This window comes from Olsenella sp. Marseille-P4559, assembly GCF_900605015.1.
Classification (GTDB): Bacteria; Actinomycetota; Coriobacteriia; order Coriobacteriales; family Atopobiaceae; genus Tractidigestivibacter.
The window spans coordinates 84,493-100,161 of the sequence record NZ_LR027574.1 but is presented as its reverse complement, the minus strand read 5'-3'; the positions used below and the strand labels follow the sequence as shown (position 1 = coordinate 100,161).

At 60.7% G+C, this 15,669-nt stretch carries 10 protein-coding genes and 1 CRISPR repeat array; of the genes, 3 read left to right on the top strand and 7 right to left on the bottom strand.

The window, feature by feature from the left end; genetic code table 11:
* Positions 1–37 precede the first annotated feature (37 nt).
* Complete coding sequence (locus E0E00_RS06645; protein ID WP_130811770.1) at positions 38–1,630, bottom strand: sugar ABC transporter ATP-binding protein; 1,593 nt, start codon at positions 1,628–1,630, stop codon at positions 38–40.
* Positions 1,631–2,105: 475 nt separating this feature from the next.
* Between E0E00_RS06645 and E0E00_RS06640 the strand changes: the two genes are divergently transcribed.
* The 3 genes from E0E00_RS06640 (at position 2,106) to E0E00_RS06630 (ending at position 5,053) form a co-directional block, all read left to right on the top strand.
* Positions 2,106–3,038, top strand: a complete 933-nt coding sequence (locus E0E00_RS06640; RefSeq protein ID WP_130811769.1) for a sugar-binding transcriptional regulator — start codon at positions 2,106–2,108, stop codon at positions 3,036–3,038.
* Between the two features lie 12 nt (positions 3,039–3,050).
* Positions 3,051–4,613, top strand: a complete 1,563-nt coding sequence (gene lsrK, locus E0E00_RS06635) for an autoinducer-2 kinase (protein ID WP_130811768.1) — start codon at positions 3,051–3,053, stop codon at positions 4,611–4,613.
* 80 nt (positions 4,614–4,693) lie between these two features.
* A complete protein-coding gene (locus E0E00_RS06630) occupies positions 4,694–5,053 on the top strand; it encodes a cupin domain-containing protein (RefSeq protein ID WP_130811767.1) in 360 nt (119 codons plus the stop codon).
* A 242-nt stretch (positions 5,054–5,295) separates the two neighbouring features.
* On the opposite strand, the gene E0E00_RS06625 is transcribed toward E0E00_RS06630, so the two are convergent.
* From E0E00_RS06625 to E0E00_RS06600, 6 genes are all read right to left on the bottom strand, one after another.
* Entirely contained in the window at positions 5,296–7,434 is a 2,139-nt protein-coding gene (locus tag E0E00_RS06625) for a BglG family transcription antiterminator (protein WP_130811766.1), read from the bottom strand.
* Positions 7,435–7,446: 12 nt separating this feature from the next.
* On the bottom strand, positions 7,447–8,217 hold the full coding sequence (gene trpA / locus E0E00_RS06620) for a tryptophan synthase subunit alpha (protein ID WP_242622248.1): 771 nt from the start codon (positions 8,215–8,217) through the stop codon (positions 7,447–7,449).
* Between the two features lie 11 nt (positions 8,218–8,228).
* A complete protein-coding gene (locus E0E00_RS06615) occupies positions 8,229–8,705 on the bottom strand; it encodes a PTS sugar transporter subunit IIA (RefSeq protein ID WP_130811764.1) in 477 nt (158 codons plus the stop codon).
* Positions 8,706–8,765: 60 nt separating this feature from the next.
* A complete protein-coding gene (locus tag E0E00_RS06610) occupies positions 8,766–9,050 on the bottom strand; it encodes a PTS sugar transporter subunit IIB (RefSeq protein ID WP_130811763.1) in 285 nt (94 codons plus the stop codon).
* A 57-nt stretch (positions 9,051–9,107) separates the two neighbouring features.
* A complete protein-coding gene (locus E0E00_RS06605) occupies positions 9,108–10,367 on the bottom strand; it encodes a PTS transporter subunit IIC (protein WP_130811762.1) in 1,260 nt (419 codons plus the stop codon).
* A 361-nt stretch (positions 10,368–10,728) separates the two neighbouring features.
* The gene (locus E0E00_RS06600) at positions 10,729–10,953 is read right to left on the bottom strand and encodes a helix-turn-helix transcriptional regulator (protein ID WP_130811761.1); all 225 of its coding nucleotides are present in this window, start codon (positions 10,951–10,953) and stop codon (positions 10,729–10,731) included.
* A 107-nt stretch (positions 10,954–11,060) separates the two neighbouring features.
* A CRISPR array of direct repeats spans positions 11,061–15,659; the repeat unit is 33 nt; unit sequence ATTTCAATCCACGCCCCTCGTATGAGGGACGAC.
* Positions 15,660–15,669 lie beyond the last annotated feature (10 nt).

Below are 15,669 nucleotides of genomic sequence, written 5' to 3'. Positions count from 1 at the left end.
TCGCTTGCGAACAGAGACATTCCACCCAATTGGCAGGCTAGGCACATGCCGGCACCGCCCCCTTGTCTTTCACGACACCGAACGCGGCGGACATGAGGTTGTCCTGCTTGATGTCGGCCTTCTTGAACTCGCTGTTGATGCGGCCTTGGAACATGACGACCGCGCGATCGGCAAGCTCGACGACCTCCTCCATGTCGGAGGAGATGAGAAGGATCGAAACGCCCGTCTCGCGAAGCTGGTTGAGGACGGCATAGACGTCGCCGCGAGCCGCAGCGTCAATGCCACGTGTTGGCTCGTCGAGAATGACCAGGCGCGGCACGGAAGCAAAGGTGCGGCCGATGACGATCTTCTGTTGATTGCCACCGGACAGGCCACCGACCTCCTGGTCAAGGCCGGTGACCTTTGTGCGAAAGCTGTTCACGTACCGTTGGGAGGTCTCCTCCTCCTTCTTGAAGTTGAGCAGGAAGCCCCCCATGCGCTTGCCGCACAGAAGCGAACTCGTCGTATTCTCGGAGACATCGCGAATACGGAACAGGGCGTCTGTGAAACGGTCCTCGGGCACATAGTTGATGCCGGCGTTGATGATGTCCGCGGTGCTCTTGCCTGTGATGTCCTTACCGTCAAGCAGGACCTTACCGCCAAGCGGCTTCTCCCTGCCAAAAATGGTCGTGGCCATCTCGGTGCGGCCCGCGCCGATGACGCCGGCCATGCCCACGATCTCGCCGGGATACACCTTGAGATTGATATCCTTGAAGCCATAGCCCGAGAAGTCCTTGAGCTCTAAGATGGGCGAGGCGTCGTAGTCGATAGCGCGCGCGGAGGAGGCGGCATCTACGCAGATGCTGGAGGCATCGGGCGGAAGAAGGCCGCGCACGAGATCCTCGCGCGTGAAGTCGCTAACCTTGCCCTGCATGGCAACGATGCCGTCGCGCAGGATTGCGACGTTCGTAGCGAGCTCGAAGACCTCAGCCAGGCGGTGCGTGATGTAGATGATGCCGATGTTCTGCTTCTGCAGCTCGCGCACACAGTTGAACAGGCTCTGTACCTCATCGAACGTGAGAGCAGAGGTGGGCTCATCGAGAATGAGCACTTCGGGATTACGCATGAGTCCACGTAGGACCTCAACGATGCCCTGCTCGGCAATCGACAGCGTCATGGCTTTGCGCTCGAGGTCCATGTGCCAACCCGTCCGATTCATGACATTCTCGAGACGCTCATTCAAGACGGTGGCCTTCTCCTCGAAGCCAATCGTGATGTTCTCGCGAACGGTCATGTTCGGGAACAGCATGGGCTCCTGTGGAACCATGTAGATGCTGTGCGCAAGAGCTGCCTTCGGATTCGAGATGTCAACCTTGTCGCCACCGATGATGACGTCACCGCTGTCGGCCGAGTAGATGCCCATGATGATTTTCATGAGCGTGGACTTGCCGGCACCGTTACCGCCAATGAGCGCGAGGACCTCTCCGTGGTCGACCTCAAGGCTGATGCCCTTGAGAACGGCGTTCGCTCCGAACGACTTGTAGATGTCACGGACGGACAGGAGCTTGGCTTGTCCCTCGATGCCCTCGACAACCTCACGGGGGGCGTCGACGTTGCCCGCAGCGGGTGACGACTGGGTCTCGTTGTCCATTCGATTCCCCTCCCTTGAAACAAATGAACCCGCACACGACTTTTGAGCCTGATTTCGATTCAAAGGTATCCGCATGTCACCACTCCCTAAAGCCCCTAGGGACTGAACGGTAGGATTTGTTCAATAAGCGGTAAATTGTATGTTTGTCAGACGATTGTTCGCCACAATTTGCCAGCAGCCCTTAGCGTCTGTCATCAGCAGAACGGAGATATCGCAGCTTACGGAGCCGTTTCCCGGCAGAGGTGGCCGGGGGTCATGCTTTCACCTCATCGTCTAACATTACCTTTGTAGTTGAGGCTAACAAAACGGCAACTCACCAGCCACAGACCACCCCTCACAGGATTTCCCAAGCGATTCGATTGACATGTCCCCATCCGCGCGTTATATCAAATTTGTACTTTTGTAATTAGCTTCGACATTTGTTCTGTTCTTTGCGACTCATGAGAAGCTTGAAACCAATCGGAGGAGGCTCTCGATGGCAGAGACCGGAAACGAGTACGAACTCGTTCTCAAGGCGGCCTGGTGCTACTACATGGAGAACTACACGCAGCAACAGATTTCGCAGCTCATGGGCATCTCGCGCGGTAAGGTCATACGCCTGCTTGAGAGCGCCCGCAACGAGGGCGTCATCCACTTCATCTTTCGCCAGGAGGACCAGTCGCGCATGGTCATCGAGCGCGACCTCGTCGGCCGCTTTGGGCTGAGTGACGCCTTCGTGATTCCCACGCCGGCGCGCGCAGCCGACCTCACGAATAGCATCGCCAGCGCAGCCTCCATGTACATCGCCAACCATCTGCGCGCAGACGGCTTCCTCAACATCGGCTACGGCGACATGACGGGCATGATTTTGGAAAACCTCGCCGTGAACCGCCGCTCTGACATCAACGTGGCAAGCCTCACGGGCGGAGTGAGCTACTACCTACCCAAGGTGAGATCTGAGGTGTTCTCAATGCACCTCTACCTTACCCCCTCGCCACTCATCCTCTCCACACCAGAGCTACGCGACGCGCTGCTTCACGAGCCATCGGTCCAGGATGTCTACCGCATGACGCTACATGCCGATATGACGGCCGTGGGCATCGGCAGCATGAGCGAGGATGCTACGATCATCCGCAACGGCATCCTCTCCAAGACCGACTTCGCGCTGCTCAAGATGCAGGGTGCCGTGGGTGACGTTCTCAACCACTTCATCGATGCCGATGGCAATCCCGTCGCAACCGACATCGAGCGCCGTGTCGTGAGCACCGACCTTGAGGCACTCCAAAAGATGCGCAACGTCGTGGGCGTGGCGGGCGGCTCGGTCAAGGTGCCGGCAATCAGCGCCGTACTGCGTCACCACTACCTCAACGTCCTTGTCACGGACGAAGTAACGGCAACAGAACTCCTCGACTATCAACCCGAGAGCTAGGAGATGGACACCATGGCAGAGTACCTCATGGCAATGGATGCGGGAACCGGCAGCGTGCGCGCTGTCATCTTCTCCACCAGCGGCAGGCAGGTGGGTTGCGTCCAAAAGGAGTGGACCCACAGCGAGAATCCCCGATGGCCCGGTAGCATGGACTTTGACTGGGCCACAAACTGGGAGCTCGCACGCACCTGCGTGAGCGAGGTCCTTGCCAAAACCGGCATCGCACCCGCCGACATCGCCGCTGTCTCGACCACCTGCATGCGCGAGGGCATCCTGCTCTACGACAAGGACGGCAATGAGATCTGGGGCTGCGCCAACGTCGACGCGCGCTCCAACGACGAGGTGGACGAGCTTATCGCCATGGACCCCAATCTGGAGACGGAATTGTACCACGAGAGCGGCCAGACCTACGCCCTTGGCGCCCTCCCTCGCCTGCTATGGGTCAAGAACAAGATGCCCGAGGTATACGAGAAGACCGCACGCATCGGCATGTTCAACGACTGGCTCATCTACAAGCTCACCGGAGAGCTTGCTGTAGAGCCCTCCAACGGCTCGACGACTGGCATCATGAGCCTCAAGACCCGCAACTGGGACCCGAGCATCGCAAAGCGCTGCGGGCTGCGCACCGACATCTTTGGCCCCGTCAAGGAGAGTGACGAGCTTGCCGGCACCGTAAGCGCCAAGGGTGCGGCCGACACCGGCCTTGCCGAGGGCACGCCCGTCATCGTTGGTGGCGGTGACTGCCAGCTTGGCATGATTGGCGTGGGTGCGTGCCTCCCCGGCCAGGCAGGCATCTTTGGCGGCAGCTTCTGGCAATATGAGTTCAACACTGGCGACGCCACGACCGACCCCGCATGTCGCGTGCGCGTCAACTGCCACGCCACCCCAGGCGTCTGGCAGTACGAGGCCCTCGCGTTCAAGCCCGGCCTCGTCCTGCGCTGGTTCCGCGACGGCTTCTGTCAGGCCGAGAAGGAGCAGGCCAAGGCCGAGAGCCGCGATGCCTACGATCTTATGAACGAGAAGGCTGCCAACATCCCCGCGGGCTCCCACGGCATGCTGTGCTGCTTCAGCGACATCATGAACTACATCCACTGGGCGCACGCCGCGCCCACGTTCACCAACTTCGAGCTTGAGCCCGAAAAGTTCAACAAGTACACGTTCTACCGCTCGATTCTCGAGAATACGGCCCTGCTCGTCCGCGGCCACATCGAGCTGGTCCACGAGGCCACTGGCAACGAGCCCGCCGAGCTCATGTTTGGCGGCGGTGCCGCCAAGAGCCCACTGTGGAGCCAGATCGTGGCAGACGTCACGGGCAAGCGCGTGAAGGTCCCCGTGGTGAAGGAGGCCACCGCCCTGGGCGCCGCAATCATCGCCGGCGCAGGCGTGGGCATCTATCCGAGTGTGGCCGAAGGTGCAGCACGGGTCGTGAAGTACGACACCACCTACGAGCCCAACCCCGAGAACGCCGCCGTGTACAGGGAGCTCTACCAGACCTGGAGGAAGGTCTACCGGCAGCAGCTTGAGCTGAGCGAGGCGGGCATCACCAAGAGCATGTGGCGGGCGCCCGGCCTGTAGGACCTCTCGGCAGGACCCGAGCAGGCAAGGATTGATTTTGACGGAGCCCGGCACCTTCGGGCAGAGCAAGGGAGACAGACATGGCAGAGACGTTTGTCGTCAACGAGGACGATTTTGAGTACCGCTTTGGCGACTCGGGTCCCAAGTACCTGATGAAGGGCCCGCGCATGAACTTCGCGCTCGTACAGTTCCAACCCCATCAGAACTTCCAGGCTCATCATCACAACATCATGGAGGAGAACTTCTTCATCCTCGATGGCAAGGCGGACATCGTGGTCGACGGCGTGGTGCACACGCTATCTGCCGGTGACTTCATCCACATTGGCCCGGGTGAAATCCACTTTGTGAACAACCCGTACGACGAGCCGATCAAGATGATCTCAACACTTGCCCCCTACCAGCAGACCGACAAAATCGAGGACCCCAACCCGGAGTACTGATATGTAGCTCTTCCTGCCAAGAGGCAGGACCGCCCAGCCCAGTTTTCCCGGAGCTGGGCGGTCTTCGATGTGGTCCTACGAGGGTATCGGCCCCACGTAAGGCATGATCACGAGGAGCGCTACCGGACACTGCCGCAACCGTAGGGACCGCGCTCCACACGGCTATCCACCATGAGGGCCTCAAAGGAGGCGAGCCCTACTTGCCCACGCGCGCAATCCGGCCGAGCTCCGGCACGCAGCACCTAGCACCTGATCCGGCGGCAGTAGTCGCTGACGAGCTTGACGAGAGCGGCGGGGGACCGTGCCGACTCGAGGGCGGGGACAAACCCGGGGTGCTCGTCAACCAGGCTGAACAGCTCGTCGAGCGCCCGGGCATGCGCGATGGGAGTCTGAAGGCAGAGGACCATCACGATGCCGATGGGGACCTCGTCACCACCGATTGACACCTTCACCCGGTCGCGAAGCGTGACCACTGAGACGCCCGGCCTGTTCCTGCCGTCGGGCTCCGCATGCGGGGCGCAGAGCGGCGCGAGAATCACGCCGTACTGCTCATAGTCGGCAGCAACGCCGAGAATCGCCCGGTAGTAGTCCTCTGTCATCCAGCCGGCATCAAGCAACGGCCCAGACGCCTTGGCCACGGCGTCCTCCCAAGAGCTTGAGGCAATCCCGACCTGGGTGAACTCCTCGCTCACAAGCTCGTCGAGGGACAGGAGCCCGGGAAGCGCGGGCGCGCCCGCCGTCTGCCTTTCGCCCACGATGTCACGGATTCCCCGCTCAAGGGCAGCAGCGTCCTTGATGTCGCATGTTGTGCGCACCAGACCAAGGAGGTCGTCCACGATCTCGCTCTCGCCATGCAAGCCCACCGGAGAATGGAGGAATGCTTCGATCTTTCGTATGTCAACGCGCGAGAGCATCGGAGTCACGCGAATCGTCGGCTTTGGAAGCGCACCAGGCAGCTCGACGGTCGTAAGGACAACGTCAACGTCAGAATAGTCAAAGAGGCGGCAGTCGCGCGCCGACAGCTTGGCGACGATTTCCAGATGCGAGAACTCCTTCGCAAGCGACCGAGAGAGAAACGCAACTGTCCCCATCCCGGCGCCGCAGACGAGCACTGCCCTGACGGACCTGTTGGCCGCCGGGTTTTGGCGAAGGCGCTCGAGCGCGGCCCCAACGTACATGACAACGAAACCGACCTCGTCGTCACTCGCGGTCAGCCCATACTCCCCTTGGGCGGCAAGCAGCGCCCCCCGGCAGATTGAGAACAGGTCCGGGAAGCGCCCCCGGACGCTTGGCAGCAGGTCGCATCTTGCCTGGATGCCAAGGCGCTCTCGTGCGAGAAGGGCCTGAACGTGGATGCGCAGCCCGTCAACCAGCTCCTCGTCCAGGTACAGATCGTAGCCAATCTTCTCCGAGATGACGGAGACGAGCCTGCCCACGACGCGCTCTGCGGCACCCGTACGGATGCCCCCCGAGGCGTCCACACGCATCTTCGGTGCCGCCAGCAGCATCGCTCCCAAGGCATCAACCTCACGGTCAAGGCTCTCCCCTTCGGCAACGGCGCCAGCCCCATCGAACAGGGAGACAAGCGATGCACGAGCCTCATCGGTGACCGCGTCGAGCTCGGCGGGCAACCCGGAGACATAGTGGCCCTGACGGGTCCTGATGCGCGTGGCATTGAGGTAGTACGTCAACTGGACATAGGCCGAGTCCGTAAGGCTCTCGCCAACGTCATCGAGGTAGCGGTCAAGCGCAAACGCCATGCGCTTGAGCTCCCCCTCGCAGGCAAAGCCCCTCTCGCAAACCGAACAATCGCTCGCGTCGCCTTGTACGGAGAACAGGTTCGCGTAGACACCAAACCCCTCCCCGACGAAGTCTGACATCACCTGACGCCTGCGATATTCACTCACATCAAGCGCCCAGCCACCTTGGGGCGCGTCGAGAAGCCCGACGCCATGAGCCCGCAGCCATCCGGCGACGCGCTCCATGTCTCGCAACGCCGTCGTCCTGCTTACGCCGAGGGCGCAGGCAATGTCGGCTGCGGTGGAGGGGCAGGTTTCATCCAACAGGCCCGAGACGATGGCGTACATGCGCTGCTCGCCGGACAGACAGACGCTCTTCGCATCCGGGACCCCATTGCTCTGGGAGACAAGCTCCGCTGCGCGAGCGACGTCTTGCATCGCAATCGAGAACCCCCTGCGAGGAACGCGCTCCAGCACGATGCCGCGCTCCCCGAGCCAGTCGGAGAGCGCGGCAACCTCATACCTCACGGTCCTCTCGGAGATGCCGAGCTTGCGGGAGAGCTGTTGGGCCGTCACAGCAGAGAACGGATTGTCCATGAGACACCGCAGGATATCCCATGAACGGGCGTTCATCTGTCGCATTCGCAGGTCCTCCTACTCGTCAAGGGCCGCCCTCAGCGAGGAGATGTACTCTCTGGAATTCCCCTCAAGAACGGCCTCGATGATGCTGCTTCCCACGATAACGCCGTCGGCCCCCATCGCCATCAGGCTCTTGACCTGGCTGGGCCTGGAGATGCCGAAGCCGGCGCAGAGTGCGGCTGTGGCCCCCGCGTTGCGTAGGCGGGCGATGTCGTCCGCAACGCGAGGAGAGACGCCCTCGCGAGGCCCGGTCTTTCCCTCCTGTGCCTGGAGGAACAGGTAGCCGCGACCAGCGGCGGCATAGCCCGCAACATCCTCGTCCGCGAGATCGATGGGAACGAACAGCGGCTCAATCAGGCCGTTGCGCTCAAGGGCCTCGGAGAGCGCCGCCTTCGCTGCATCTGGGACATTGGGGGCAAGTACGCCATCCACCCCCACTGCGGCGACGCGCTCGCAGAACACATCGACACCCATGGCCTCTATGACCTCATAGTAGGTCATGATCTGGAGGCAGACATCAGGGTAGGCGTTTCTGAGCGCAGAGATAGAGTCCACGGCGGCCGCAGGACTCGTCACCTCAAGCGCGCGAGCCATCGATGAGGCAACGACAGCGCCATCGAGCACGGGCCTCTCGTATGGAATGCCGAGTTCGAGGACGTCTATGCCATCATCGATGAACTCACCGACACGGGAGATTGCATCTCCCATCTTGAAATCGCCTAGTGGGAAGTACCCCACGAAAATCTTGTCTCCTGCGCTTTTCTTCTCGCCCAGAACCTTCTCCATGTGGTTCACGGCTACCCTCTCCCATTGATTGCGTCATTGATGATACGGGCGATTTCCGAAGAGTCCCGGCAGGCAAGGAGCTGGCCGCACATGGGCTCATCCGAGAAGACGCCAATCAGCTTGCCAAGAACATCGAGGTGGCCTGTCGGGTCATTGACTGCGAGCATTGCAATCAAGCCGACCTCGATATCCTGCTCAAAGTCGTTCATTCTCTTGAAGCTGACCGGGCCAGCGCAGCGGCCGATTGCGATTGCCGCCCCGAGCACGCCGTCCGGCTCCCCATGCGGCATCGCAACGCCGCAGAGGGGAAACTCGATTCCGGTGGGATAGTCCCTCTCCCTCTCCAGAACGGCGTCGACATAGGTGGCCTTGGCGAAGCCATCGGAGACGAGCAGGCCCCCAAGTTGCCTGATTGCGTCCTCAGAGCTGGTCGCGCGAAGCATGGGTATCACCAGCTTTGGCGAAATCGCAATCGCATTGCTCATCATGCATCCCCCCACAACACCGCAGGGGGCGATTCCAGCGTTTCTGCCCCCTGCCAAAAACCGCTACTTCACGATGTCGTAAATCTGCTCGAAGACCTTGTCGGCACCAACGCCCGTCAGGATTGCCGTCGCCTTAATCGTGGGAACGTCAAGGGGTGGAAGCTGCGTTGCCGAGCAGACCACATCGGGATGGATCTGTGAGACCAGGGCGACCACCTCGCTCACACGACAGGTCGAGGCCTTTGCCTCTACTCCCTTGCCCTTGAGGTACTTCTCGATCTTCATGGCGATGTTCTTCGAGGTGACGCCGCCCGTACCGCAGGCAACGACGATCTTCTTTGCATCCATTGCTACCTCCAAACAAGACTTGCATCCGTTACCTTGTGTCGCACCAGCAAGCTCGCCTTACGCGAAGATTGCAAACACCTGGCCGATTGCCCAGGCAACCCAGCTCGAGCCGATACCCAGCGTCGTAGAGAGGGACTCGAAGGGCAGGCCGTTCATGGCGGCGCACTGCGTGTACCAACTGGCCGTGGCGGTGCAGACGTAGAGCGTAATGATCATGACGACCACGCCGGCGATGAATCCACGGAAGATGTTCTTCTTGCAGAAGGGCATGCAGCAGCTGATGAGGAACGGTGCGGCAATAGCAAGGTCGGCCATCGGCAGGACGCGGTTGCCCGGAAGGATGAAGGCAAGGAGCAGCACGACGGGGGTGACCAGGATACCGGTTGCCATGACGTCGGGCATGCCGATGAGAATGGCGGCGTCGAGACCGATGTTGAGGTCACGGTGGAACCTCTTGGCGCAGATGTCACGCATCCCGTCAGCGACGGGGGTGATGCCCTCGACAAGGATGTTCTCGACGCGTGGGAAGACGATCATGAAGGCCGCCACGGTGATGCCAAGCAGGAACGTCTGACCAAAGCCCTGGCCACCGGCGATGCCGAGCACGATGCCCATCACGAAGCCAATCATGGACGGCGAGACAAGGCCGCCAAAGCGCTCCTCGATCTTCTCGGGGCTCCAGTCAATTTTAGCGAGCACCGGGATTTTTTCGATGACCCAATTCGCGGCCATGCCGACGGGAGCAAAGATGACGGCGTTGCCGTGAGGGATGGAGACGCCATCGAGGCCGTAGGCCTTCTGGATTGCCGGCGCGGTAAGATCGGCAAACTTAAGGACGATAATCTCGTTGATCACGTAGGCAGCGATGGCAAGGGGCACGCTTCCGGTGATTGCCCAGACATAGGAAGATGCAAGCGCCCACACAGAGTAGTTGAACACATCAACGTCAAAGGTGTCGGTGAGCCTGAGGACAATCATCAGGGCATTGACCGCAAGGCCGACGACCAGCAGAATGGCGTAGAAGCTGAGTGGAAAGAGGACCGAGGAGTACGCCGAGCCGAGACCGAGGTCAATGATGTCAAGTTTGAGTCCTGTAGCCTCTACGACCTGGGTGAGGATCGGCGTTGCCGCACCCGAGAACATGCCAACCATCGTGCTCATTGCAACAAGGGCACCAGCCACATAGATGGAGCAACGCAGGGCCTCTCCGACCTTCAGCCTGGCGAGAAGAAGACCTACCAGGAAGATTCCGATCATCACCATGACCGATGACGGCAGAGCCGCATACCAGTTCAAGGCTCCCAATATGATGTCCATTCATGCCTCCTTTTCCGAGGACTGCCTTGACTAGAAGTCTATGGGTGCCACGGACCAGCGGACAGACCACTTGTTTCACCGCCCAATCCGGCAACTTTGAACAGGCAAACGGCAGACGGTGCAGGCAGGCGGAACGATGGGGGCAGGAAGGCCAAGGTGATGTGCTGGAGGCCTGCCTGTACGTAGGTAACGGCGCCCGAGTACTGGTGAGAGGTCTAGGCCAAGGCGGCTGAGAGGCGCTAGTGACGGTACAGAAATACGTTCGCTTTCTTGGGGGCTGGCCTTAGCGCCAAGCCTCCATCTTTGTATGCGCTTTGCCATGGGGAGAGTGCCAAAGGCGATTGTGTCGGGAATGACGCTCCTATGGTGTGTCAAGGGGCGTTTCGCCGCTCTTGCCGATTTCACTCAGGGGCACCGAGTGCCTGTCCCTGAGCTCGTAGCGCCTTCTCGTCCCTCGCTCGATCCCGTTGATCCTGACAGGCTTGGTACCTAGCCTGTCAGCGACCTGCCTCTGGGTGAGATGCGCCTCCACCCGCCTCGACCTGAGGTCTCCACCGTCCTCGTGCGCCCTGGCTGCTGGGTTCATGAGGGCGCGACAGGCCTCCCTGGCGGTGTGCCTCCTGAGGCACCGTACGATCGCGCGCTTCGGCTTGCCCCCTCCGTCCTCTTGACTACGACTCTCCAGGACATCGCATTTCAATCCACGCCCCTCGTATGAGGGGCGACTCGAGCCAGCGCCAGTACCCTCTCTTCGCCGCCTCATTTCAATCCACGCCCCTCGTATGAGGGGCGACAGGGATGTCAGAATGTGCGGGAACGCCACAAGCAATTTCAATCCACGCCCCTCGTATGAGGGGCGACCGCGGGCGACGTGAGCACCATGCGCCACGCGTTGTTATTTCAATCCACGCCCCTCGTATGAGGGGCGACTACCTTTCCGCGCTCGACCCGGCCCTCGCATGGTATTTCAATCCACGCCCCTCGTATGAGGGGCGACCGAGCTGTTCGGCGGCAAGGTATGTGGGACTATCATTTCAATCCACGCCCCTCGTATGAGGGGCGACCACGCCGCACATCTCGTACGCCGCCTGGGTGCAATTTCAATCCACGCCCCTCGTATGAGGGGCGACCAGGGCACTCCGTCGCGGCGAAGTCGCTGTGGCCATTTCAATCCACGCCCCTCGTATGAGGGGCGACTTCTGCTTGCCGCCACGTACGAGACGACTACGGATATTTCAATCCACGCCCCTCGTATGAGGGGCGACGGCGGGGAGCACCTCGTGGGTCACCCAACGCTTATTTCAATCCACGCCCCTCGTATGAGGGGCGACGATGCGCGTAAGACGAGCCTGGATGGCACATCAGATTTCAATCCACGCCCCTCGTATGAGGGGCGACTCGGTGTAGATGTCCTCGTAGAGCAGTTCTTTGCGGATTTCAATCCACGCCCCTCGTATGAGGGGCGACGCGGTGCCTAGCAGTTTTCTTCTCTGTATGCAAATTTCAATCCACGCCCCTCGTATGAGGGGCGACCAGCGTGGACTTGCCGATGCCCTCCACACCATAGATATTTCAATCCACGCCCCTCGTATGAGGGGCGACGCGCTCTCAGAACGTAAGTCGTCGATAGACAGATGATTTCAATCCACGCCCCTCGTATGAGGGGCGACACGGCGTGTACGGAATCGCATCCCGTTTCTGGTGATTTCAATCCACGCCCCTCGTATGAGGGGCGACGGGTAGCGCGCCGCCGGGTCCCTCGGCTTGGTTCATTTCAATCCACGCCCCTCGTATGAGGGGCGACACCTCGCTCTACTTCCTCGCATCACCTCACAGCCATTTCAATCCACGCCCCTCGTATGAGGGGCGACGCCTCAGGCAGGACAACCCCATGAGGAGCGTCGAATTTCAATCCACGCCCCTCGTATGAGGGGCGACGAGATGGTCGAGAGGAGCGTGGAGCCGTGCCACCCATTTCAATCCACGCCCCTCGTATGAGGGACGACGACGGCGGTGGGGAGGTACGAGACCACCGTCGTATTTCAATCCACGCCCCTCGTATGAGGGACGACACGAGATACCGCTTCAACAGTAAAGCACAGTACATTTCAATCCACGCCCCTCGTATGAGGGACGACCAGGTGTCATGCCACGCTTTGAGCGCGCTGAGCACATTTCAATCCACGCCCCTCGTATGAGGGACGACCTCGGGCCGCGCGATGGGCGTCGAGTGCATCGAATTTCAATCCACGCCCCTCGTATGAGGGACGACACGGCCACCGAGATAGAGGCTGCGTACCAGCCCATATTTCAATCCACGCCCCTCGTATGAGGGACGACGTCTCGGGCGGTGACGGCACCGGGGCCGAGGCATATTTCAATCCACGCCCCTCGTATGAGGGACGACTCAACGTCTTCGGCTCGAACGCCGAGGACGTGCAATTTCAATCCACGCCCCTCGTATGAGGGACGACCACGACGGGGCCGGCCGTCGCGTCGACCTCGCACTGATTTCAATCCACGCCCCTCGTATGAGGGACGACACACCTGCTTCATGCAGATGGCCGTGCCGTCCTCATTTCAATCCACGCCCCTCGTATGAGGGACGACCGTGGTGTAGCGGGCGGCTATGCGGGCGATGTTATTTCAATCCACGCCCCTCGTATGAGGGACGACGGAGGCCCTAGGCACGGCTGGCATTGGCATCGAATTTCAATCCACGCCCCTCGTATGAGGGACGACTCGGCGTCCTCTGCGCGCCGACCTTGCGCAGGCATTTCAATCCACGCCCCTCGTATGAGGGACGACAGAACTGCCACTACATCGCCGAGATGCACGAGAGATTTCAATCCACGCCCCTCGTATGAGGGACGACGTCGGCATGGTCGTCGCCGTCCCGACGGTGCAGCCATTTCAATCCACGCCCCTCGTATGAGGGACGACCCTAATCACGGTCATTCGTCTCACCTTCCTTCAAATTTCAATCCACGCCCCTCGTATGAGGGACGACCGCGGCAGGCAGCAATCGACGCAGCAATCGTCAAATTTCAATCCACGCCCCTCGTATGAGGGACGACACATGTCCTGGTCGCTTCGCACGACCCTGGTGCTATTTCAATCCACGCCCCTCGTATGAGGGACGACCCTCGGGGTCGCCGGGGTAGCGCAGGCCGTTGCTATTTCAATCCACGCCCCTCGTATGAGGGACGACCGCAGGGCCCCCGTCACCTCGTCCCACAGAGGCACATTTCAATCCACGCCCCTCGTATGAGGGACGACCGCGGTCGCGAGCATCATTGGGAGCTGCTGGAGATTTCAATCCACGCCCCTCGTATGAGGGACGACCGTGGGGCGTGAGGTCTTCCAATGGCTTCCCGTAGATTTCAATCCACGCCCCTCGTATGAGGGATGACGCATGACGCCGTCGTACAGGAGCGCGGCGTCTGCATTTCAATCCACGCCCCTCGTATGAGGGACGACCTCGACGGCACCGTGGCCGTGACGGCGACGGTGTAATTTCAATCCACGCCCCTCGTATGAGGGACGACGCGTCTGCTTCATCCTCTCACCTCCTCTTGTCTTATTTCAATCCACGCCCCTCGTATGAGGGACGACGACGGCGGTGGGGAGGTACGAGACCACCGTCGTATTTCAATCCACGCCCCTCGTATGAGGGACGACAGCCTATACCCGTTGCCTTGAGCATCGACTGGTCATTTCAATCCACGCCCCTCGTATGAGGGACGACGCGAGCGGATATGCTGTGCCGCACGTCACAATCGAATTTCAATCCACGCCCCTCGTATGAGGGACGACGAGGAAGGTCGCGATGTCGGTGGGGTTGACGAAATTTCAATCCACGCCCCTCGTATGAGGGACGACCGCAGGATCGCGGACAGCGCCTCGGCCCCGCCGTCATTTCAATCCACGCCCCTCGTATGAGGGACGACCAGGCTGACGCCCGGCTTGGCGTCCGCCACGCGATTTCAATCCACGCCCCTCGTATGAGGGACGACCAGCTCGAAGAGCTCCGCCATGCGCCACCTCATATATTTCAATCCACGCCCCTCGTATGAGGGACGACCGGGGAGCCCCACGTGAGCCACACGGCCCCGCCGTCATTTCAATCCACGCCCCTCGTATGAGGGACGACCTTCTCTGACCATTCGGCATAGTCCTCATCATCGAATTTCAATCCACGCCCCTCGTATGAGGGACGACCAAGGTCGGCGTGACGTTCATCGGGCCGTGCTCATTTCAATCCACGCCCCTCGTATGAGGGACGACTAGGCGGCACGGACTAAGGGCAACGAATCAAGGAGATTTCAATCCACGCCCCTCGTATGAGGGACGACCTCAGGCCAAGTAGTCTCGTTTGCGCATGGGCCTATTTCAATCCACGCCCCTCGTATGAGGGACGACGAGGCACGGGGACGGCCTCAGCCGCCAGACCGTATTTCAATCCACGCCCCTCGTATGAGGGACGACCATCACGCCGTCGTACAGGAGCGCGGCGTCTGCATTTCAATCCACGCCCCTCGTATGAGGGACGACGACGGCGGTGGGGAGGTACGAGACCACCGTCGTATTTCAATCCACGCCCCTCGTATGAGGGACGACGAGGAAGGTCGCGATGTCGGTGGGGTTGACGAAATTTCAATCCACGCCCCTCGTATGAGGGACGACCGCAGGATCGCGGACAGCGCCTCGGCCCCGCCGTCATTTCAATCCACGCCCCTCGTATGAGGGACGACCAGGCTGACGCCCGGCTTGGCGTCCGCCACGCAATTTCAATCCACGCCCCTCGTATGAGGGACGACCAGCTCGAAGAGCTCCGCCATGCGCCACCTCATATATTTCAATCCACGCCCCTCGTATGAGGGACGACCGGGGAGCCCCACGTGAGCCACACGGCCCCGCCGTCATTTCAATCCACGCCCCTCGTATGAGGGACGACCTTCTCTGACCATTCGGCATAGTCCTCATCATCGAATTTCAATCCACGCCCCTCGTATGAGGGACGACCAAGGTCGGCGTGACGTTCATCGGGCCGTGCTCATTTCAATCCACGCCCCTCGTATGAGGGACGACTAGGCGGCACGGACTAAGGGCAACGAATCAAGGAGATTTCAATCCACGCCCCTCGTATGAGGGACGACCTCAGGCCAAGTAGTCTCGTTTGCGCATGGGCCTATTTCAATCCACGCCCCTCGTATGAGGGACGACGAGGCACGGGGACGGCCTCAGCCGCCAGACCGTATTTCAATCCACGCCCCTCGTATGAGGGACGACCATCACGCCC